General features: G+C 50.3%; 18 protein-coding genes. 7 read left to right on the forward strand and 11 right to left on the reverse strand.

Going from position 1 to position 20,485, the window contains the following annotated elements:
• Nucleotides 1-130 precede the first annotated feature (130 nt).
• Together B4V02_RS23600 and B4V02_RS23605 are read right to left on the reverse strand one after the other, a co-directional pair.
• A complete protein-coding gene (locus tag B4V02_RS23600) occupies nucleotides 131-973 on the reverse strand; it encodes an aldo/keto reductase (RefSeq protein ID WP_007428270.1) in 843 nt (280 codons plus the stop codon).
• A gap of 31 nt (nucleotides 974-1,004) precedes the next feature.
• On the reverse strand, nucleotides 1,005-2,201 hold the full coding sequence (locus B4V02_RS23605) for an MFS transporter (RefSeq protein WP_094156640.1): 1,197 nt from the start codon (nucleotides 2,199-2,201) through the stop codon (nucleotides 1,005-1,007).
• Between the two features lie 189 nt (nucleotides 2,202-2,390).
• Between B4V02_RS23605 and B4V02_RS23610 the strand changes: the two genes are divergently transcribed.
• A complete protein-coding gene (locus B4V02_RS23610) occupies nucleotides 2,391-2,756 on the forward strand; it encodes a winged helix-turn-helix transcriptional regulator (RefSeq protein ID WP_007428268.1) in 366 nt (121 codons plus the stop codon).
• A 113-nt stretch (nucleotides 2,757-2,869) separates the two neighbouring features.
• Here B4V02_RS23610 and adhP read toward each other — a convergent pair whose 3' ends face one another.
• Nucleotides 2,870-3,886, reverse strand: a complete 1,017-nt coding sequence (gene adhP / locus B4V02_RS23615; RefSeq protein ID WP_094156642.1) for an alcohol dehydrogenase AdhP — start codon at nucleotides 3,884-3,886, stop codon at nucleotides 2,870-2,872.
• A 192-nt stretch (nucleotides 3,887-4,078) separates the two neighbouring features.
• Between adhP and B4V02_RS23620 the strand changes: the two genes are divergently transcribed.
• Nucleotides 4,079-4,915, forward strand: a complete 837-nt coding sequence (locus tag B4V02_RS23620) for a carbonic anhydrase (protein WP_094156643.1) — start codon at nucleotides 4,079-4,081, stop codon at nucleotides 4,913-4,915.
• Nucleotides 4,916-4,982: 67 nt separating this feature from the next.
• Here B4V02_RS23620 and B4V02_RS23625 read toward each other — a convergent pair whose 3' ends face one another.
• Entirely contained in the window at nucleotides 4,983-6,269 is a 1,287-nt protein-coding gene (locus tag B4V02_RS23625; protein WP_094156644.1) for a Gfo/Idh/MocA family protein, read from the reverse strand.
• Between the two features lie 138 nt (nucleotides 6,270-6,407).
• Here B4V02_RS23625 and B4V02_RS23630 point away from each other — a divergent pair, with 138 nt between their 5' ends.
• From B4V02_RS23630 to B4V02_RS23640, 3 genes are all read left to right on the forward strand, one after another.
• The gene (locus B4V02_RS23630; protein WP_094156645.1) at nucleotides 6,408-7,259 is read left to right on the forward strand and encodes a helix-turn-helix transcriptional regulator; all 852 of its coding nucleotides are present in this window, start codon (nucleotides 6,408-6,410) and stop codon (nucleotides 7,257-7,259) included.
• A 169-nt stretch (nucleotides 7,260-7,428) separates the two neighbouring features.
• Nucleotides 7,429-9,357, forward strand: coding sequence for a squalene--hopene cyclase (shc, locus tag B4V02_RS23635; protein ID WP_094156646.1), 1,929 nt, complete (start codon nucleotides 7,429-7,431; stop codon nucleotides 9,355-9,357).
• Nucleotides 9,358-9,391: 34 nt separating this feature from the next.
• A complete protein-coding gene (locus B4V02_RS23640) occupies nucleotides 9,392-10,090 on the forward strand; it encodes a cupin domain-containing protein (RefSeq protein WP_094156647.1) in 699 nt (232 codons plus the stop codon).
• Nucleotides 10,091-10,113: 23 nt separating this feature from the next.
• Here B4V02_RS23640 and B4V02_RS23645 read toward each other — a convergent pair whose 3' ends face one another.
• The 4 genes from B4V02_RS23645 to B4V02_RS23660 form a co-directional block, all read right to left on the reverse strand.
• A complete protein-coding gene (locus B4V02_RS23645; RefSeq protein WP_094156648.1) occupies nucleotides 10,114-11,412 on the reverse strand; it encodes an ABC transporter substrate-binding protein in 1,299 nt (432 codons plus the stop codon).
• Nucleotides 11,413-11,613: 201 nt separating this feature from the next.
• Nucleotides 11,614-14,286 (reverse strand): pyruvate, phosphate dikinase, encoded by a 2,673-nt coding sequence (gene ppdK / locus B4V02_RS23650; protein ID WP_094156649.1) that lies wholly within the window; start codon nucleotides 14,284-14,286, stop codon nucleotides 11,614-11,616.
• Nucleotides 14,287-14,583: 297 nt separating this feature from the next.
• Complete coding sequence (locus B4V02_RS23655) at nucleotides 14,584-15,141, reverse strand: GNAT family N-acetyltransferase (protein WP_094156650.1); 558 nt, start codon at nucleotides 15,139-15,141, stop codon at nucleotides 14,584-14,586.
• Nucleotides 15,142-15,209: 68 nt separating this feature from the next.
• Complete coding sequence (locus tag B4V02_RS23660; protein ID WP_094156651.1) at nucleotides 15,210-16,250, reverse strand: iron ABC transporter permease; 1,041 nt, start codon at nucleotides 16,248-16,250, stop codon at nucleotides 15,210-15,212.
• A 119-nt stretch (nucleotides 16,251-16,369) separates the two neighbouring features.
• Between B4V02_RS23660 and B4V02_RS23665 the strand changes: the two genes are divergently transcribed.
• Nucleotides 16,370-17,227: a S16 family serine protease gene (locus B4V02_RS23665; RefSeq protein WP_244188397.1), complete on the forward strand. Its 858-nt coding sequence runs from the start codon at nucleotides 16,370-16,372 to the stop codon at nucleotides 17,225-17,227.
• Between the two features lie 13 nt (nucleotides 17,228-17,240).
• Complete coding sequence (locus B4V02_RS23670; protein WP_094156653.1) at nucleotides 17,241-17,855, forward strand: hypothetical protein; 615 nt, start codon at nucleotides 17,241-17,243, stop codon at nucleotides 17,853-17,855.
• A 70-nt stretch (nucleotides 17,856-17,925) separates the two neighbouring features.
• Here B4V02_RS23670 and B4V02_RS23675 read toward each other — a convergent pair whose 3' ends face one another.
• Genes B4V02_RS23675 through B4V02_RS23685 form a run of 3 tightly spaced genes read right to left on the reverse strand, consistent with a single transcriptional unit; the run spans nucleotide 17,926 to nucleotide 20,439 of the window.
• The gene (locus B4V02_RS23675) at nucleotides 17,926-18,381 is read right to left on the reverse strand and encodes a hypothetical protein (RefSeq protein WP_094156654.1); all 456 of its coding nucleotides are present in this window, start codon (nucleotides 18,379-18,381) and stop codon (nucleotides 17,926-17,928) included.
• 47 nt (nucleotides 18,382-18,428) lie between these two features.
• Nucleotides 18,429-19,403 carry an ABC transporter ATP-binding protein gene (locus B4V02_RS23680; protein WP_094156655.1) on the reverse strand — a complete coding sequence of 325 codons (975 nt, stop codon included), beginning with the start codon at nucleotides 19,401-19,403 and terminating at the stop codon, nucleotides 18,429-18,431.
• 1 nt (nucleotide 19,404) lies between these two features.
• Nucleotides 19,405-20,439, reverse strand: a complete 1,035-nt coding sequence (locus B4V02_RS23685) for an ABC transporter ATP-binding protein (protein ID WP_094156656.1) — start codon at nucleotides 20,437-20,439, stop codon at nucleotides 19,405-19,407.
• Between the last annotated feature and the right edge of the window lie 46 nt (nucleotides 20,440-20,485).

Genomic DNA, 20,485 nt, shown 5'->3' on the forward strand with positions numbered 1-20,485 from the left:
AACCGTCTCTTTTTCCATAACTCTATCATAGCATATGGCGGGGGTGGAATGCTGTGACTCCATACTCATATGAACAAAAACGCCGTTCCTTTCAACGAAGAAAGAAACGGCGCCTTATCATAAGCTGAATTTAAAAGTCGAAGTTATCCGGATCAGGACCTACCCGAAGATTGGCATTCAACGCCTGAATTCGCTCCATATCGTCGCGCGTCAATTCAAAATCAAAGATGTCGGCATTTTCAATAATCCGATGCGGCTTGGTAGACTTGGGAATGGTGACAACTCCCTGCTGTACATCCCAGCGCAAAATCACTTGGGCCACCGATTTACCATACTTGCTTGCTATGTCTTGCAACACCGGATGATCAAGCAATTGGCCCTGCATAAGCGGGGACCAGGCTTCCAATTGAATGCTGTGCTTTTGGCAGAATTGCAGCAGCTCTACCTGCGTTAATTGCGGGTGGAATTCCACCTGATTGACCATGGGTTTAATCTCTGCATCCTTCATGAGGTCCTCCAAATGATGAATCTGGAAGTTGCTGACTCCGATCGCCTTGATCCGTCCTTCTTTATATAAGGACTCCAACGCTCTCCAGGCTTCCTTATATTTTCCTTGGACCGGCCAATGAATCAGATACAGGTCCAGATAATCCAGGCCCAGCTTATTCAGGCTTGCCTCATAGGCTGCCCGTGTCTCCTCATAGCCTAAATCTGCATTCCACACCTTGGACGTGACAAACAACTCTTCTCTCGACAGGTTATTCTCCTGAAGAGCTTCCTGAATGGCCTGTCCTACACTTGTTTCATTCGCATAGATTGCAGCTGTATCTATACTGCGGTACCCATGCTTTATAGCAGCCTTTATAGCATCTACCAGCTCCAAGCCTTCCTCCACTTTAAAGACCCCGATGCCAAACCAAGGCATGCGAACTCCGTTGTGCAAGGTTGTTGTGCTTTGCAAGTTTTGTGTCATTCCATATCTTCCTCTCCAATTTTTATAAGTTTTAGCCTACCAAGGCAGTTGTATCCCTTTTTTCTAGTATACGACTCCAGCCTGTGAGCAGAACCGCTACAAAAACCATAATGGCACCGATCCATGTCGTATGAATGAGTCCCAACGAGTCAGTCACAAGCCCGCCTGCATAAGCTCCGATCGCGATCCCTGCGTTAAAGGCTGCAATATTGACGGCAGAGGCAACATCCACAGCCTTGGGGGCAAAACGTTCCGCTAACATCACTACATATATTTGTAAACCAGGCACGTTCATAAATGCAAGCAATCCCATAAAAAAGATCGTAATCAGCCCCGCCGTTTTAAAAGGTACGGTAAACAGCAGAAGGAACAGAACCACAGCCTGAATCAGGAACATGTAAAATAAAGCTGAAAGCGGCTTGCGGTTTGCAGCTTTTCCGCCTATAACATTCCCGATGGCAATCGCAATGCCGTACAGCAAAAGAATGAACGTTACCGTATTGGGCTTAAATCCGGTTATGTCGTGAAGTAATGGAGATAAATAAGTAAACACGACAAACGTGCCTCCATACCCCAGGGCTGTAATGATAAATGCGAGTAGCAAGCGACCATTGGCAACCAGTTTGACCTGCTCGCGGAAAGGAGTCTTGTTCCCTTTGCGCAGCGTAGACGGCAGCAGCAGCAGATTGGCGATAAGTGCCACTATACCAACGACTACAATCGCCATGAAGGCGGCCCGCCAGCCCCATTGCTGCCCAACATAGGTGCCCAGAGGTACACCCGTGACTGTGGCTACAGTCAGCCCGGAAAACATGATCGAAATAGCACTGGCCCGCCGATCATCCGGCACAAGGTCGGCTGCGATGGTAGAACCGATGGACATGAACACTCCGTGAGAAAATGCCGAGATGACGCGTGCGATCAGCAGCAACACAATTCCGCCGGAAACCGCAGCAAGGCTGTTGCCTATTATAAATACAATCATGATCCACAGCAGCAGCGTTTTACGGGGAACACTTGATGTTAGTGAGGTCAGGACAGGCGCCCCAATCGTTATCCCCAATGCGTACAACGTTACAGTTAGCGCGGACATGGTTACGGATATGTGCAAGTCCTGTGCGATCAGGGGAAGCAGCCCTACGCTGATGAACTCGGTTGTTCCTATGGCAAAGGCGCTTACAGCTAAAGCAAGCAGCGGCCAAATACTTCGTTGTTGATCTGACGACATGTTTTTCACCCCTATCTATAGAAATCTTCGACCAGCAGATGTTATTATGAATTATTCAAGCAAGTATGAACAGTACGTACTTTTTAGTAATATAGGTACCAAAAAGTACCCTTAATCAAAGACTATTTAGATCAAAATAGGCAGTTAAGATATGTATAACACGCAGTGAAGCACATGGAGGGATCGACATTGGGACAGAAAAAATACAACATTTCGGTTGAGGCGACATTAGAGGTGATCGGGGGGAAATGGAAGTGCGTGATTCTGTGTCATTTGACACATGGAAAGATGCGGACAAGTGAATTAAAGCGACTAATGCCTTCTATTACACAAAAAATGCTGACTCAGCAGCTTCGGGAGCTGGAGCAGGACGGCATCGTCAATCGAATCAGCTACAATCAGGTCCCTCCCAAAGTGGAGTACGAGCTTAGTGAATACGGTTGTAGCCTGAAAAGTATTCTGGATGCCCTGTGTGCCTGGGGAGAAAAGCATATTATTAAAGAATACGGGGATAAATCCGCTGTTTTGGAGGATAACATTCTGAACAAGCTGTAAAGTAAAAAAGAGCGGTTCAATAGAAAAAAGCGCCCGCAATCAATCAGCAGGCGCTTACGCGCTTGGAAAACTCCATTCCAATCTGTACTTATGGAGCTGTGATCGGCATCATTTTATTTCGTGAAATCAATGACCATGCGCCCTTGGATTTTGCCATTCTCCATCTCATCGAAGATATGATTAATGTCTTCAATCGGACGTTTTTGTACAAGAGGGACGACTTTCCCTTCTGCAGCGAACTGGAACGCTTCTTTGAGGTCTTCACGAGTGCCGACCAAGGAGCCGATCACTTGAATGCCGTCCAGAACCAGACGCGGAATGTCCAGATCCATCTTATCGGTTGGAAGACCTACAGCTACAACACGCGCGCCAGCCTTCACAACGTCGATTGCCTGGTTGAAAGGTGTTTTGGCAACAGCAGTAATCACAGTTGCATCCAGACCAGCACCGTTCGTTAACTCCTTGGCCCGGGCGACCGGATCTTCTTTCAGGCTATTAACGACATAGTCGGCACCAACTTTTTTGGCCAGTTCGAGTTTTTCATCACTGATGTCAAAGGCTACAACTTTGGCATTGAATACGTTTTTTGCGTATTGTACAGCCAGGTTGCCCAAGCCGCCAATGCCGAAGATACCGATCCATTGTCCTGGTCTGACTTCACTTACTTTAACTGCTTTATATGTTGTAACCCCTGCGCAAGTTACACTGCTTGCAGCGGCAGGGTCAAGACGATCCGGTACTTTGACCGCGTAGTCAGCTGTGACAATACATTGTTCTGCCATTGCACCGTCTACCGTGTATCCGGCATTTTTGACTTCACGGCACAGCGTTTCCCGCCCGGTTAAGCAATATTCGCAGTGACCGCAGCTTTCGAACATCCAGGCAATACTTACGCGATCACCTATTTTAAGACTGGTTACTCCTTCACCTAATTCAATAACTTTTCCAATGCCTTCATGCCCCAGAACTCTGCCTGTGACATCACCAAAATCTGCATTTTTGACATGTAAATCTGTGTGGCAAACCCCACAATATTCCACCCGGACTAACGCTTCTCCATGTTTCAAAGAGCGTAAAGGCTTCTCTTCTATACTGACTTTGTTGTCTTTTGTAACAACTGCTGCTTTCATGTGATCTCTCCTTTAACGGCTATATGGAATTATCTTGTAATGCACACTACAGATTATAATAATTTTTACCCAAGGAAAACAAATATATATTCAAGCTCTTTCCTAAGTCCTTGTACCCTTGTGGAGACTTTGTGAATTATTTTACAATGTAAAAAGTTCCACATTTTCTATCTGGAAGAAGGTTAAAGAGCCATGAAAAAAAACTGGAAAGTTTGTCTATCCAGCGTGTTTTCCATTTTCTTGGTCGTATGGATAACAGGATGTACTCCTCAGTCCACGACTTCTAGCACCACCAACACCTCAGCCCTAGCAGCTGACAATGTACACGCGGTCGTTCAGGAAAGTCCGCACTGGTCTTATGAGGGAAATGAGGGACCCGAGCATTGGGGAGAGCTGGAAAAAAATTTTGCCGCTTGTGGTAACGGCCAAGAACAATCACCTGTCAATATAGAGTATACCCGTTTGGAAGCTTCGCAAACGCAGCAACCGATACAGGTTCACTACACCAATACGAAAGTATCCATACTCAATAATGGACACACCGTTCAAATCAATGCAGCCAGCCCCAGTAATTATATTGTACTGGACGGTACTAAATTTACTTTAAAGCAGTTTCATTTTCATCACCCCAGTGAGCACCAAATAGATGGGAAAAATGCCGATATGGAGCTGCATTTCGTCCATCAGAGCGACAACGGTAGCACAGCCGTCTTAGGAGTACTCATTCAAAACGGCAATGAAAATAAAGCTTTTAGCCGTATTTGGTCCAAACTGCCAACAGATGTTTCCAAGGAAGCAGCTCTGGAGGAAATCAATCTCGCGGCTCTTCTGCCGAAGGACCTGCACTCGATTCGCTACAGCGGATCACTGACTACGCCGCCATGTACCGAGCATGTGAACTGGATAGTCCTGGAGCAGCCTATCGAAATGTCGGCAGACCAAATCAGCCGGTTCGCCACCCTTTTTCCCAATAACCATCGTCCTGTACAACAACTGGGAACCCGTAAGCTGACGACGGATCATCAATGAAAAAGCAACCCCCTCCGCGAATCCAATACGGAGGGGGCTACCTGATTATTATCCCATTGCTGCCTCGCTACAAACGCACCAGTTCCTCCACCTTCACTGGCAGACCTGTACGCATAGAGCGGTTGGCAGCGATGCCTGTTAAAATGGACCATGCGCCATCGATATGTGAAGCCGCACGATGAAAACGATCCTCTGCCGGCTTATCGAAAATATCCCGCAGCATGACTGGATCGCCCCCACCATGACCACCTACACCTTCCTCTACTTCGACTTCATAAGGTGCGGCAAAGTGAGGATAAATCGTGATGGTCTTCTCTTTTAACGCTCCTTCATCTGCCTTGCTGCCACCGGAGTTAACGTAGGACTGCTCGGATACCCGAACCTCCATCCGTCCCTTGGTGCCGTTAAATACGATGATAAAGCCCTCCCAAGGCAGGTAAGCATTTAGCGAGTAGTTCATCACTGCCTTGTTCTTGTACTTCACCATAACACTGAGAGTATCCTCGATGCTGATATTGTCGCCAAATACGCTTTGATCGCGCAGATAGCCATCCTCATGCTCCGCATCCAGATACATGCTTTTCAGATGCTCGTTACGGTCCAGATGCAGCGCAAAAGGATCATTTTCCGCCGCCTTGCTGCCGTAAGCCCGTTGGTAGAACTCCGTCACACCGCGCTGCTCGGCATTTTCCCGGCCGTAAAATTTCAAATCGCCCATCGCATATACCGTCTCTGGCTTCGAGCCGAGCCAAAAGTTCATCAGGTCAAAATGATGCGTCGATTTATGGACCAGCAGACCGCCGCTATTGCGCTTATCCCGGTGCCAGCGACGGAAATAATCCGCACCATGCTGTGTGTTCAGCAGCCATTCGAAATTGACCGACAAGACATCGCCAAGCGTCCCGTCCATAATAATCTCGCGGATTTTCGTATTATGCGGCGCATAGCGGTAGTTAAAGGTGACGCGCAGCTTGCGTCCCGTGCGGTCTATGGCGTCCAGAATATCCTGGCATTTGTCCTCGTCCACGGTCATCGGCTTCTCGGAAATGACATCACAGCCCAGTTCCATCGCCCGGATAATATACCGATGATGTACCCGGTCAACGGTCGTGACGATCACGATATCCGGCTTCGTTTCCGCGATCATCCGGTCGAATTCATGAGCTTTATAGGTCGGAATCGGCTCATGGTCGTATTTCTCCTGCAGCAGTCGATTGGCATAATCCATTCTCGTCTGATTGACATCACAGAACGCGATCAGCTCCGAGGTATCCTTGAAAACGGTAACAACTTCACCGTAAAAAAATTCGGCTCTGCCTCCGGTGCCCACAAGTGCATATTTGATTTTAGCCAATTGGTTCACACCCTTTACATGAATTGCTTTTATTTTATAGTATAAAAAAGAGCAAAATCTTCGCTTTTATTGTGAATTAATTCAAAAAGTATGCATATATTATCCTCGTGCATTCTTTCATTAAAGGAGACTATCAATATGATCACCACCCCCCGTTTTGCCATCGAGCAAGCGCTGCGGACGGTCCCGTTCAGCATGTCCGCCGACCATGTCCACCAAGCGCATGAAATCTACTATCTGCTGGCAGGAGAACGATACTACTACATTAATCAGCGGGTATACGCGCTACAGAAGGGCGATTTGATCTGGATCAGCAAACACGATTTTCACCGTACAAGCAACAAGGGGAGCGGCAGCCATGAGCGAATTTTAATCAATTTCGATGAATCGTTTGTAGCCACGCCTATGCCTGTCGCTCCGTCCAGCGACCACAACCCGCTTCTTCTACCTGAGAAAAGCTTCCTGCTGCGACCTTCGGCGGAGGAACAACGCGAGCTGGAGCACCTGTTCCGGCAAATGCTGGATGAATACCATCAAGAGCATGCATACCGCCAAATGTATCTCCAAAGCTTGCTGCTCCAATTGCTTATCCGAATAAGACGCATACAATCGGCCGCTCCCGATACCATTGCACCGGAACGCAGCGAGAAGCAGCAGCGAGTATATTCGATCATTGAATACCTGCATGCACACTATGCCGAGAAGCTGTCGCTGGATCAACTGGCAGGGCATTTTTTTATTAGCAGCACGTATTTGTGCCGTATTTTCAAGCAAACCACAGGCTTTACCTTAGTAGAGTATCTTCAGGATGTCCGGGTACAGCAGGCACGGGCGTATCTGAGAGAAACAAACTGGAAAGTGACTTCCATTGCTGAAAAAACGGGCTTTGACAGCATCGCTCACTTTGGCCGTGTATTCAAGCAATACACTGGGCATACCCCGTTACAGTATCGGAAAAAGCACCAAAAGGAGCAGGGAAACGGACGATAGCGCGTGAAAAAAACGGAACAGCAGCCTGTAACGAGTGGTCGCGATGACCGTCTCCACTTTACGCCCGCATTCCGCCATGTCGCTTCCTCGGTATATTTTTTACAAACACGAAAATCGGTTTCCCGAGCCTCATATAATGGGGATGACGATAACAAGGAGGGGGCAGGGAATGGGCCAAAATATTATCGGAATCCACGAGGAGATCCGCCGGCTGTCCGGCGAGCTCATCCAAACACAGCAGCCGGACGGCACCTGGCGTTTTTGTTTCGAAAACGGGACGATGCTCGACGCATTCGTAATCATTCTTTTTCGCACGTTAAACGCGGAGAAGGAGGACCTGATCCGGAGGCTGCATGACCGCATCCTTGCCGCGCAGCAACCTGAAGGCTGCTGGAGGTGGTATAAGGACGAGGAAGAAGGCAATCTTTCTGCGACGGTCGAAGCGTATTACGCGTTGTTGTGCTCCGGGTACAGTCAGCCAAAGGACGAACCGGTTCAGCGGGCGAAGCAATACATTCTGGACCGGGGCGGGATCGGAAAAGCGGCGAGCCTGCTGACCAAAACGCTGCTGGCTGCGACCGGGCAAAGGAAATGGCCCGCCTCGCTTTCGCTCATTCCGTTTGAAATGCTGCTGCTGTCTTCCTCTTTACCGCTCAGTTTTTTTGATTTTTCCGCCTATTCCCGCGTCCATCTGGTCCCGCTGCTCATTATGGCCGATCGGGATTTTTCCGTTAAAACCGCCCATACTCCCGATTTAAGCGAGCTTTATACCAACCGAAGCCCAGCCGAGGAGCCGCTTTCCCGGGAAAACCGCAAGCTGCTGGAGTATATCCAGTCCACACTCGGCCATCTGGTCGGCACACCGCAGCGAATCCATCAAGCGGCGGTAAAAAAGGCGGAGCAGTATATGCTGGAACGGATTGAGGGAGACGGAACCCTGTACACGTACGCCAGCAGCACCGTGCTGATGGTGTTCGCGCTGCTGGCCCTCGGATACGACCCACAGCATCCGGTGATCACGCACGCGGTTGACGGCTTGTCCGCCATGTGCTGTAAGACTGGCGGATACACCACCATCCAAAACTCCCCCTCCACCGTCTGGGATACCGCCCTACTGGCCTATGCGCTGCAGGAAGCCGGAGTGAGCGTCCGGCATTCCGCGATGCAAAAAGCTGCCGTCTATTTACGGTCCAAGCAGCATCGCAAAGCCGGAGATTGGCAGATTCACAATCCCGGCACCGCCCCCGGCGGCTGGGGGTTTTCCGACACCAATACGATCATCCCCGACGTCGACGACTCCACGGCCGCCCTTCGCGCCATCCACAGCCTGTCTGAACGCGATCCCGCTTATCTCGAATCCTGGAACCGCGGCCTAAACTGGGTGATATCGATGCAAAACGACGACGGCGGCTGGCCGGCCTTTGAAAAAAACACCAACAAGGAAATGCTCACCTGGCTGGCGATCGAAGGGGCAAAATCGGCGGCCACCGATCCGTCGGAGGCGGATCTTACCGGTCGAGCGCTGGAGTACCTGGGGAATTTCGCCAAGCTCGGCGTCCGGCACGGCTTTATCCAACGCGGGGCCGACTGGCTGATCAGCCATCAGCAGCCGGACGGTTCATGGTACGGCCACTGGGGGATATGCTACATTTACGGGACTTGGGCGGCGCTAACGGGCCTGAAGGCCGTGGGGCTTCCTTCCGATCATGCCGCTGTAACCAAAGGGGTGGATTGGCTGCTTGCCATCCAAAACGCGGACGGCGGCTGGGGGGAATCGTGCCGCAGCGATCAGGCGGAGCGTTATGTGCCGCTTTACGCCAGCACGCCTTCGCAAACGGCCTGGGCGCTCGACGCGCTGATCGCGGTGCACAACCGGCCTACGCCCGAGATCGAGCGAGGTGCCGCCAGATTGATCGAACTGCTGCACGAAGACGGCTGGGCAAGCGCGTATCCGACCGGTGCCGGTTTACCGGGGTATTTTTACGTCCACTATCACAGCTATCGGTACATCTGGCCACTTCTGGCGCTGGGCCATTATGTCAAGAAATACGGGGACATATTCCCCCCGCCGCAAGCATATATATTCAGTAGAAATTGAGACGCCAAAGCGAAAGGAAAGGCAGGGGACGACCGTGGCGGTTTCTTATATGGATTTTACTTCACCTTCCGCACAATTTGCGTTCGACTTGAGAAACAACCCGGCATTCATCAAAGACGAACGCAATTACTTTAACTTATTGTCCATCAAACAGCTGAATACGTTGGGGAACATGTCGATGCTGGATACTTACCTGGACAAGGGCAATGCTATCGAACCGCATTACCACCAAAACGCTTCGGAACTCGTTTATTGCATCTCGGGCGAAATCATCGTTTCCATCATTAATCCGTTCACTAAGGAACTTCGGCATTATGCCATCCGGCCCGGTCAGACGGCCAGCGTGCCGCAAGCTTGGTGGCATTATGACACCGCCGCCGCCGACGGAACGCATTTTTTGGCGATTTTCGACGCACCGGTACCCGAGATCATTCCCGCTTCCGACATGCTGCGGTTAACGCCGGCCGAAGTATTCGCGCATGTCTACTGCCTTGATGAAGCCAAAGTAAAAGAGGCTTTTGCCCCGCTGAATCAAACCGTGATCATCGGGCCGCCAAAAGGCTGTCAAAAGGCAACTCAGAGCGCTCACTATCAGCCGCAGCCTAATCCTGCCTCCTGCGCCTATCCCCCCTATAACCAGGGCTATGGCCTTCGCCCGTACCAGCAAAGCGACGGCAACCTGCAGCGGCCGCAGGCCATCGGAAACGGCTGGGCGGATAGAAACGGACGATAGCGCGTCACGGCTGTATCCCGTGCCTACTTGACCGCCTTGGATATGATCTGATTCAGCTTCTCTATCGTTGCCGCAGCATCCTGCTTGCCGAGGAACATCAGGTCCATCGTCTCCGTGATATCCGAGTTTAATCCCGGTACCTGAGCATCATAGGCCAGTGCGGAGCCATGTGCATGGCCTCTGTTGCGTCCTTCGGTCAAATAGCTGGAATGCTCAATCGTCGCCTTTTTCATAATGCTCTCATCTGCGGCGACAAGCGTACCCATGGCATTCCCGCCTTCAACCAGTCGCGCCTCCTGTCCCTTCACAGAAACATAGAATGACGCCAGCTTCATGGCCTCTTGCAGATGCGGACTGTTTTTGTTCACGGCTACATAGGCAACCGGTATAGCGACAGGTTCATTTTTGCCTGTGTTGGAAGGCCAGTAGATATAATCAAAGTCGAGGTTTTGATTTTGACTGAACAAGGGCTCCAGCCATCTTCCCGCCGCCAGCATACCGACCTGATTGGACATGAACATCGCATCTGCCCCTTGTTCCTTGGGAAGTGATCCGAGGTATACTGCATTTCCTTTGCTCACCATATCGTACATGAAGCGGAAGGCTTCCTTGCCCTTTTCATTGTGGTCCAGTACATACTTGCCTTGTTCATCAAAAATCCGGCCGCCGTTCGACCACACCCATGAATACCAGTGAGCCCACCAGTTTTCCGCAATATAGCCTTGCTTCCCTGCAGCCTTCAGCTTCGATGTGACTTCCTCAAAGGCATCCCAGTTCCACTTGCCTTCGTCATCATATTCCTGCGGTGTCTTCACACCTGCTTCTTTAAAAACTTTTTTGTTGTAATACATCACCATCGGATTCGAGTCAGGAGTGATCCCATAGATTTCCCCATCACGCTTCGCCGGGCCCCACAATCCTTCTGGAAAATCCTCGGCCTTCACATCACTCGCATCACTTGTTAGAAATTCACCCAAAGGCTGTACCTGCTTCGCCTCTATCAAACGCGCAATCGTCGGTTCATACGAATAAAACACATCCGGTCCGCGACTTCCCTGAAGCTGTGTCAGCAGCTTTTGCTCATATTGGTCTCCCGGCACAGGCACCAGCTTAACCTCAATATTCGGGTTTTCCTTTTCAAATGCATCCAATACCCGCTGGTACACCTTCACCTCCGCAGGATTACCCCAGACCTGCAGGGTCAGCCGCACTTTGTTACCTTCTGTGCTCTCCAGCTTGGGAGAGGTACTGCATGCCGCTGCCAGTAAAAACAGAACGCTGAGAAAAAAGCCAAGCTTGATCCAGCTCATGTAATCGTCCATCGTAATCGCCTCCTGTAGCTTCGCATAGTTATATGTCACGCTATTTTAAAACGCTTACAAAAATGTTCTCTATCATCATATGTAGAAGGAAGAGACGCGATCCGAGATATGTGTGTAAAATATAATGCATAACGAACAAGGCAGCCTTGGGATCAAGGCTGCCTTGTTCATTTTACACAATATACTATTGAAATGGTTCAGCTACAAAGCGGACAACGTTCTCTCAGGCTGCTCCGCTCTGACAAGCAAGGCTGCTTGAGCAGCGGCAATGCGGGCAAACGGCACCCGGTACGGGGAGCAACTAACATAGTCCAGTCCGCTGCGGTGACAAAAGAGAATTGACTCGCTATCCCCGCCATGCTCACCACAGATACCTGTCTCCAGAAAAGGCTTTTTTGCTCTGCCTTTGACAACAGCCCATTCGATCAGCTTGCCTACGCCATCCTGATCCAACACCTGGAAGGGATTGGTTTCCAGAATATTCTTCTCCATATAGGAGCCGAGGAATTTTCCTTCAGCATCATCACGACTGTAACCAAAGGTCATTTGGGTCAGATCATTGGTTCCAAAGGAGAAAAAGTCGGCGTACTGGGCCACGCTATCTGCCAGCAGGGCGGCTCTTGGCACCTCAATCATCGTGCCTACCCGATATCTGAACCCTTTGAATTCCTCGCTAAGCACCTGAGCGGCTACCTTATCAACCAGTTCCCTCATTTGCTTGAGTTCATTGGAGTGGCCAACCAGCGGAATCATAATCCCCGGCCTTACATCCACGCCCTTGCGCAATGCCGCTTGCGCGGCCTTAAAGATCGCTTCAATCTGCATGTCGTATATTTCTGGGAACAGAATGCCCAGCCGAACACCGCGCAGACCCAGCATAGGGTTGATTTCCCGCAGCTCGTGCACCTTGGAGATGGTATTTTTAAGACGTCGCAGTTCCTCCGCATGGCCGCCAGAAAGCTCAAGCTCCCGCTGTTGCTCCTGAAGCTGTTCCAGATTCGGTAGGAACTCATGCAACGGCGGGTCCAGCAGGCGGATCGTCATCGATAAACCGTCCATCGCACTGAACATAGCCTCAAAGTCAAACTGTTGCATTTGGAGTAAACGATTCAAATGAGTAATCCGCTCCTCCTGATCATCCGCCAAAATCATCGCCTGAACGATAGGCAGACGATTGCCCGAGAAAAACATATGCTCCGTCCGGCAAAGCCCGATGCCTTCGGCTCCAAATTCCCGCGCTTTGACTGCGTCATGTGGCGTATCGGCATTGGTGTAGACCTTCAACGTCCGAATGCCATCCGCAATTTCCAGCAGCTTCAGCAGTTCCGGTGTAATGACCGGCTCGCTCAGGGACAGACTGCCTTCGTACACCTGCCCGGAGGTCGAATCGATTGAGATATTTTCCCCTTCCTGGAAGGTCAGGTTACCGATGCTGACGCTCCGACTATCCAGATCAATGCTCAGCGCGTCACAGCCGCAAATGCAGGGTTTACCCATCCCCCTCGCAACCACGGCAGCATGGCTGGTCATCCCCCCTCGACTCGTCAGCACACCTTCAGCGGCAATGATCCCATGAACATCGTCGGGTGAGGTTTCCACACTGACCAGGATGACTTTCTGCCCATCCTTCGTCCAGCTCTCTGCCGTATCTGCGTCGAAGACAATACGCCCACTCGCTGCGCCGGGCGAGGCAGGCAGACCTTGGGCAATCGCAACCAGCGGTGTGGAAGTATCAATGGAGCGATGCAGCAGTTGATCCATGTGGGACGGCTCGATCCGCTGGATCGCCTCCTCTTGGCTGATAATCCCTTCCTCCACCAAATCTACAGCTATTTTTACAGCCGCCTGCGCCGTTCTTTTGCCGCTGCGCGTCTGTAGCAGATACAAATTGCCTTTCTCAATCGTAAACTCGATATCCTGCATATCCCGGTAATGGTGCTCCAGCAAGGAAGCCAGCTCTTCCAGACGATCATAGACTAGCGGCTGCTCCTCCAGAAGCTGGGCAATAGGATTGGGTGTTCGCACTCCGGCAACAACATCCTCGCCCTGGGCATTCACCATATACTCGCCGTACAATTCCTTAGCACCTGTGGAGGGATTGCGGGTGAACAGTACCCCGGTTCCACTGTCGTTGCCGAGATTGCCAAACACCATGGCCTGAATGTTCACTGCTGTCCCTTGTTCATCCGGGATGCCGTAAGCCTTCCGGTACACCTTGGCACGCATATTGTTCCAGCTGCGGAACACAGCTTCCACCGCCAGTTGCAATTGCTGATATACATCCTGTGGAAACAGCTGGCCGCTGCGCTCTGCGACCAGATCTTTGTACTTTGCGATCAATTGCTTCCATTCTCCTGCGCTAACCTCCTGGTCACTGGCACGCCCGTTGGTTTGCTTGTTCTGCTCCTGCAGGTGTTCAAAATGGATGGCGTCTATACCTAGCACGACCTCACCAAACATTTGGATAAATCTGCGGTAGCAGTCATAGGCAAAGGTTTCATTTCCCGTCTGTTTCGCCAGTCCACGCACGGTTTCATCATTCAGACCCAGATTCAGAATCGTATCCATCATACCGGGCATCGAGGTTACCGAGCCTGAACGGACAGATACCAGCAAAGGCCGCTTCGCATCTCCGAATATAGCCGACTGGGCTTCCTCAACATCGTGCAGGGCAATTACGATTTCGCCCAATAAGCCCTCCGGGAGCTTGCCGCCGGAAGTAAAGTAGGCTCGACACGCCTCGGTAGTCACCGTAAAGCCGGGAGGGATCGGAAGACCTAGTGTCGTCATTTCCGCGAGATTGGCGCCTTTTCCTCCTAGTAGCGCTTTCATCCCCAACTTACCTTCGTTAAATGAGTACACTCTTTTCAACATTGAATTCATTCCCTCCACTTATCGAGATACATGCCTGAATTGATCAATATGTCTTATCTAAAGTTGTAACACATATCAGGAGGTCATTTCAATATATATGACGTAATATATGTTTATAATATTCATTTATGATGTTTTAATAAGTGAATAAACTTATTTATAAAACACTTTAATTTATGGTTAGCCGTATATTCGAATAGAGTGAGCTGATCCTAAAAAAATACAAAAAGAGGCCGCCCCACCGTCATCTTTGATGACTTCCGGAACAGCCCCTGTACTCCATTCAAATTGTATTTCCTACATCTCTATTAGCATCTTCTCAAAAATATTATAGCCGTCCGTTTCACCTCTATACGTATAGCCGCATTGTCTGTAAAACTGGCTAAGCTTGTCATTCCCCGCAATACAATCCAGCCGTATTCGATCCTTGCCTGTGAAACGGATGCCTTGTTCAATCCATTGCATCAATTCATGGCCTAGTCCCTTCCCGGCCCTCTCTCGATCCACAACCAAACGATGCAAATATACGGAGGTTCCTCCCTCGGAATCAGCATCGTCTAGCCCCCACAACTTACGGTCCCACGCACTGGGCTGCTGCTGCAAGATCACAGCACCTGCCAATGCATGATCCTCTGATGTGCGGAAAATAATCACTTCTCCCCGCGCAATAGCGCCGCCCAGGTTGTGATCATCTTTCCCTTTGAGCAGGTTGCCCCATTGCGTGGAGCCTTTGCTGTGCAGCCATCTGGCCGTCTTTAAAATCAACTCCTGAACCTCTTCCTGATCTTCGGCGACTGCCTGAAAAGCTGCTAATCCTGGTTTGACGGATGGTTCAACAATAGTCATTGATGTCATGCTGCACCTCAACTCTCTTCATGATCTATGAAAACTATAGCATAAAAAAAGAGAGCATGATTTTTGATTTAGCAATCGAACCTTTTCCATTCCCTCCACACCATAAAGATCAAAAAGGGTACGCCGATACAGGCCAGCACCGGGGTTACGGGAAGCCCAACCGGCTCGTTGATTTTAGCAGAAATGACTTTGGCCAGCATCAACAGACCGCCCCCCCACAAAATGGAACCCAAAATGAGAAGCCGTGGACGGTTTCCTATCATACAACGCATGAAATAAGGCACAATAAGTCCTATATATCCGATGGTACCACATGCCCACACAGTAACGGCGGTCAACACAATCGCGAAGGGAATGTATAACGGACTAAGCTGCTTGGGGAATGCAAAGACAGATACCACAACGAGGATTGTTAGCAGTGCAAGCCAAAACGTGAATGATCCTTCTCTTATTCCCCAGCCTCCCTGAGAGATTGCCCACTCTTGCTGATATTCTCCATATTCTCCAAGTAACATAATAAATCCAAATGTTGAACGAAGGAAAACATCAATAATAAAACCAATCATGAATAAATGAACTCCCGCAGACCGTCCTCGAATGAACTGGATTTTATTCAATGTAAATACAATGAATCCCCCTAACACCGCTCCTGCAATACAAAGGGCCATACTACCAAAGGAATCTATGTCCATCCCAAGCAAAAGGACAACACATAGCCCTACCATTGCCCCAGGCATAAGTCCGGTTAAGGTTGGTGATGCAAATTGATTAGCTGTTCGTAATTGTAAAAGAGTTCCTGAAACGGCCAGACATCCTCCTAGCAACAACATATCCAATGCAAGTGGCATACGAATCTGGAATACAACTTCCACAAGCGTGGGATTGGGATTTGAAGAAAATAACACTTCCAATACCTCTGCATAGCTGATAGGAAATATACCTGTGATTAGCGACAGGAACAAACCAAGGATCAATAAAGCAAACCCTGTAGCCAAGGTTAAAATAATTCTTCGTGGACGTTCAAACACTGTGTTTGGCTCAGCGGATTCCAGTTCAACGACGAGCGCCTCACCTTCACATTCACCCTTATGTATTTTTTGTTCACTCATTAGATTTAAAATATCCCCTTTCCTGATTTACCATAAAATATGAATATCACTGTACTTTTATCGGTCATTTATGGTGAAAAATGTAACCTTTCTGTCGATTTCAACCGATGATATACCGTATGAGAAAAGATGGAAAGGTTGTGAATCGGATGCCAAGCCGCAATCCATATCTCTTCAAAAGGATATTTAGCATACACAAAGAACATCTACTCATCTTCGCCCTGTTGCTAATCCCGGCTATCGCTGCTTTTGTTGCAACACGGCCTATGCCCGCACAGTATATTTTGCAGGGAGAGATGCATCCGGTCAAAGATCTTGGCGTTCAGGGAAGCGTGTTTTTTGCGTCTGTTCAATCGGGGATTGCCAACAATCTCCTGGAGCGTTGGAATGTATATTCCAGTGAAAATGTATCCGGGGGAGAGATTAAATTTGAATCCCTTGCCCCTGATGAAGTGGACTCTTATTGGAAGGAACTCACAGAGACGGACACACTAAAATATTCGGCGATGCAAGCCGTACATGCAGCGACGGAATTAAGTGTAATAGATAGCGAAACAGGTGAGGCTACGGCGACTTTCTCGAATATAAGCGAATTGGAGGATGCTCGCTATGCGGAGCTATTGACTCATTTGCAGGAGCTTGCGGGAAATTCCCTGGGCTTGATGACAGGCATCGGACTGTATGAGGAAGCCAATAACATCGACTTTTCAGATGGGGGACGTCACAAAATCGCAGGCACTGGCACGATGGAAGAGTACGGAGATGTCGGGTCCGTCGGCGGGCTGGAGCAAAAGCTGCTGGGAGCCGAGGCTGCGAAGGTTGATCTATTTTTTGTACCGGCAGATTATGAATGGCTTGGTGAGGAAGGCAATGAAGCAGAAGCTGCCCGAGTTCAAAAGGAGCATAGACTCAAGCTGCGCATTATTCCCGTAGAAACACTGGAGGATGCTATCGTGTATTTGAAGCAACTAGACTAGGAGGAAGTACATCTTGAATGATTCAGATTCCAAAGCATTCCCATCGAAGACCATTGGCAGTGTGCATCAAGCCTTGTTAGCAGTGGCAGTTATATGCGAATTGCTCATCTTTATTTTTACGTTGGTGTATATTAACGCAAATGATTTTTATTACGAGCATCTATACGAGCTGGAGCAAAAATTCACTGTTTTTAACTTCGTTCTGTACTACCTGTGTTTTGTAACCTATCTGATCTGGCTAGTTCAAGTACATAAAGCCATCCGACAAAAGCATTCCGATTATCCGATTCGCACCTTTGGAGCCATTGTTCGTATGATTCCTCTTATCAACTTGTGGGGATTCTCCAATACATTTACCCATATCTACAGGCACTTTGCGCTCCATTCAGGATTGGAACGCAAAGCGCGTTACATTCAAAGAATGATTGTTCCGCTATATTTTGTCTGGTTTGGTGAAGGGATTATTAACCGGATTCTTATCCGACACTTTTCCGATATGGAATCGATGTCCATGTTGTTGGGAGATATTATGCAAACCACCAGAATGGCCGTATTTTACTGCATGACACGGATCATTCACAATAGTCTGGTCGTGTTGTATGAAAAGAATAAAGAAGGATTATATTAAAAAACGAGTTGGCCTCATCGGTCAGCTCGTTTTCATTTCCGGCAAAGTGGCTTTACTCAAAACCCACGGTTTAGTTCGTCTGCACAGCAGGCACTATCCGGTACAAACCCGCAGTATCACCAGTCGCAGGCCGCACTTCCTGTATGCCCCAACCAAACGACAGCACCCGCTCCAGCCGTTCATACTCGGCTTGCGTCAGTTCGGATGTAACAGCTTCGCTTCCTTCCTCCAGAGACAGCTCTGGCTCGCGCCCGAACGCAGCGGCAATCCACGAGTTGATCCCCCGTATTGTGTTGTACTTGATCTGGTATCCGTCCGTTACCGCGCTGACAAATACCTCCGGCTCTTTGGACGCCAGCCCGGTGGCAAGCTCCGCATAATCAAAATCGGATGGTCCGTCCGTTGGCAGCTCGTTTTGCTGCACCCGGCGGATTAACTCCTCATTGGACCAGCCCAATGAGCGTAATGATTCCAGCAAGAGCGCATCCCATTGGGAAATACGTACTCTGTTCGTTGAAGTAGTCATCGTTTTTACCTCCTTTATGGTCACGTGCATCGCACACCGACCTTAACCTAACGGTTAACCGGATACGCTACATAATGACCGGGACTGATCTCACGTAACTCGGTTGCACCGTTGCTATCCTTGTCCCATGACCATGAACGATCTGGTTGAGCGAAGCCTCCCCTCACACCCTCCCGCTCTCCGGCCGCTCTTGGGTCAGGCACGGGGATAGATGACAGCAGCGCCTGCGTATAGGGGTGAGCCGGCTGCTCATACAGCTCATCCGCATCAGCTACCTCTACCAGTCGCCCACGGTACATCACACCGATTCGGTCTGAAATATGACGCACCATCGACAAGTCATGGGCAATGAACAGATATGTCAGCCCAAACTCCTGCTGGAGATCCTCCAGCGTGTTAATAACCTGCGCCTGGATGGACACATCCAGCGCTGAAATCGGCTCGTCGCAGACGATGAACTCGGGGTTCACGGAGAGCGCGCGAGCAATGGAAATCCGCTGGCGCTGCCCGCCGCTAAACTCATGCGAGTAGCGGTACAAATGCTCCCGCTTCAGCCCTACCTTTTCCAGTAAAGCCACAACTGCGTCTTTCCGCTCACTTCCTTGATGCAATCTATGGATATCCATTGGCTCGCCAATCAGTTCAAGCACGTTCATACCGGGATTAAGCGAGGAATACGGGTCCTGAAAAATACTCTGAATACGCCGACGCAGCGGCTTGAGCTGCTTATCGTTCAATTTGGAAATATCCTGACCGTCAAAGCGTACCGTGCCCTCCGTATAATCATACAACCGTGTCAGGCAGCGCCCAACGGTCGATTTGCCACTGCCTGACTCGCCCACCAATCCAAACGTCTCCCCACGCTTGATTTGAAAGCTCACGCCGTCAACCGCCTTGAGCACCTCGGAGCTGCGCCCTAACAAATCCTTGGCAGTCACAAAATGCTTCTTAAGCTGATGTACCTCCACCAACGGCTGACGCTCACCCGCTACATGATTGCCTTCACTCACTGCTCCACTCACGTCATTCCCTCCCTTCTGCTTCCGCACTGCCCGTGTCAGGCGTCTCATAGACTCCGGCAGGCATAGCATCCGGCTCGTTCAGCCAGCATGCCGCTCGCTGACCCGGGCGCAGCTCCATCATCGGGGGCCGCTCCGCACAGCGGGCGAACGCGTGCGGGCACCGCTCCATGAACGGACAGCCCGATGGCGGGTTCAGCAGGTCCGGCGGCGTACCCTCAATCGGCACCAGCCGCTCGCGGAAGCCGTTCGTGCGCTGAGGCACGGAACGCAGCAGGCCCTGCGTATACGGGTGGGCCGGACGATAGAAGATATCGTCCACGCGTCCTTCCTCCATCACCATGCCGCCGTACATGACGATGACACGGCTGCACACCTGGGCGACGACGCCCAAATCATGGGTGATCAGGGCGATCGCCATATCGGATTGCTGCTTCAATGTCTTGAGCAGCTCCAGGATTTGCGCCTGGATCGTGACGTCCAGCGCCGTGGTCGGCTCGTCAGCAATCAGCAGCTCCGGGCTGCACGAGAGCGCCATCGCGATCATCACCCGCTGACGCATCCCTCCGCTGAATTGATGCGGATATTGGTTCATCCGCCGCTCCGGCTCGGTAATCCCCACCTGTCGCAGCAGCTCCACTGCGGCTTTCGCAGCCGCTTCCTTGCTCAGACCCCGGTGTCTGCGAATCACCTCGATCAGATGGTAGCCGACCTTCTTCACCGGGTTTAACGAGGTCATCGGGTCCTGAAACACCATTGCGATTTGGTTTCCGCGTATTTTACGCCATTGCTTTTCCGTCAAAGCTGTCAAGCTTTCTCCCCGGTAAAGGATATCGCCATTCAGCCGCTTGCCCGGCGGGGCAATCATCGACATGATGGCTTTCGCTGTGACGCTTTTGCCGCTCCCGGATTCTCCTACGATCCCTACTGTTTCTCCAGCATCAATATGAAAGCTAACCCCGCGAACCGCCTGGTTCTCCCCCTCACGAGTGAAAAACGAGACCTCCAACTGTTCGACGGACAGCAGATGTTCTGTCATTGTGTTGTCGCTCCTTCCTGTCGCTCCTGGAGCCATTTGTAATGGG

The organism is Paenibacillus kribbensis (genome assembly GCF_002240415.1).
GTDB lineage: Bacteria > Bacillota > Bacilli > Paenibacillales > Paenibacillaceae > Paenibacillus > Paenibacillus kribbensis.

Bases quoted from the DNA above. Each gene is read 5' to 3' on its own strand.
- B4V02_RS23665 (WP_244188397.1), top strand. From the start codon at position 16,370: ATGAGAAAAGATGGAAAGGTTGTGAATCGGATGCCAAGCCGCAATCCA.
- adhP (WP_094156642.1), bottom strand. From the start codon at position 3,886: ATGAAAGCAGCAGTTGTTACAAAAGACAACAAAGTCAGTATAGAAGAG.
- B4V02_RS23605 (WP_094156640.1), bottom strand. From the start codon at position 2,201: ATGTCGTCAGATCAACAACGAAGTATTTGGCCGCTGCTTGCTTTAGCT.
- B4V02_RS23660 (WP_094156651.1), bottom strand. From the start codon at position 16,250: ATGAGTGAACAAAAAATACATAAGGGTGAATGTGAAGGTGAGGCGCTC.
- shc (WP_094156646.1), top strand. From the start codon at position 7,429: ATGGGCCAAAATATTATCGGAATCCACGAGGAGATCCGCCGGCTGTCC.
- B4V02_RS23620 (WP_094156643.1), top strand. From the start codon at position 4,079: ATGAAAAAAAACTGGAAAGTTTGTCTATCCAGCGTGTTTTCCATTTTC.
- ppdK (WP_094156649.1), bottom strand. From the start codon at position 14,286: ATGTTGAAAAGAGTGTACTCATTTAACGAAGGTAAGTTGGGGATGAAA.
- B4V02_RS23675 (WP_094156654.1), bottom strand. From the start codon at position 18,381: ATGACTACTTCAACGAACAGAGTACGTATTTCCCAATGGGATGCGCTC.
- B4V02_RS23630 (WP_094156645.1), top strand. From the start codon at position 6,408: ATGATCACCACCCCCCGTTTTGCCATCGAGCAAGCGCTGCGGACGGTC.
- B4V02_RS23645 (WP_094156648.1), bottom strand. From the start codon at position 11,412: ATGGACGATTACATGAGCTGGATCAAGCTTGGCTTTTTTCTCAGCGTT.
- B4V02_RS23600 (WP_007428270.1), bottom strand. From the start codon at position 973: ATGACACAAAACTTGCAAAGCACAACAACCTTGCACAACGGAGTTCGC.
- B4V02_RS23655 (WP_094156650.1), bottom strand. From the start codon at position 15,141: ATGACATCAATGACTATTGTTGAACCATCCGTCAAACCAGGATTAGCA.
- B4V02_RS23685 (WP_094156656.1), bottom strand. From the start codon at position 20,439: ATGACAGAACATCTGCTGTCCGTCGAACAGTTGGAGGTCTCGTTTTTC.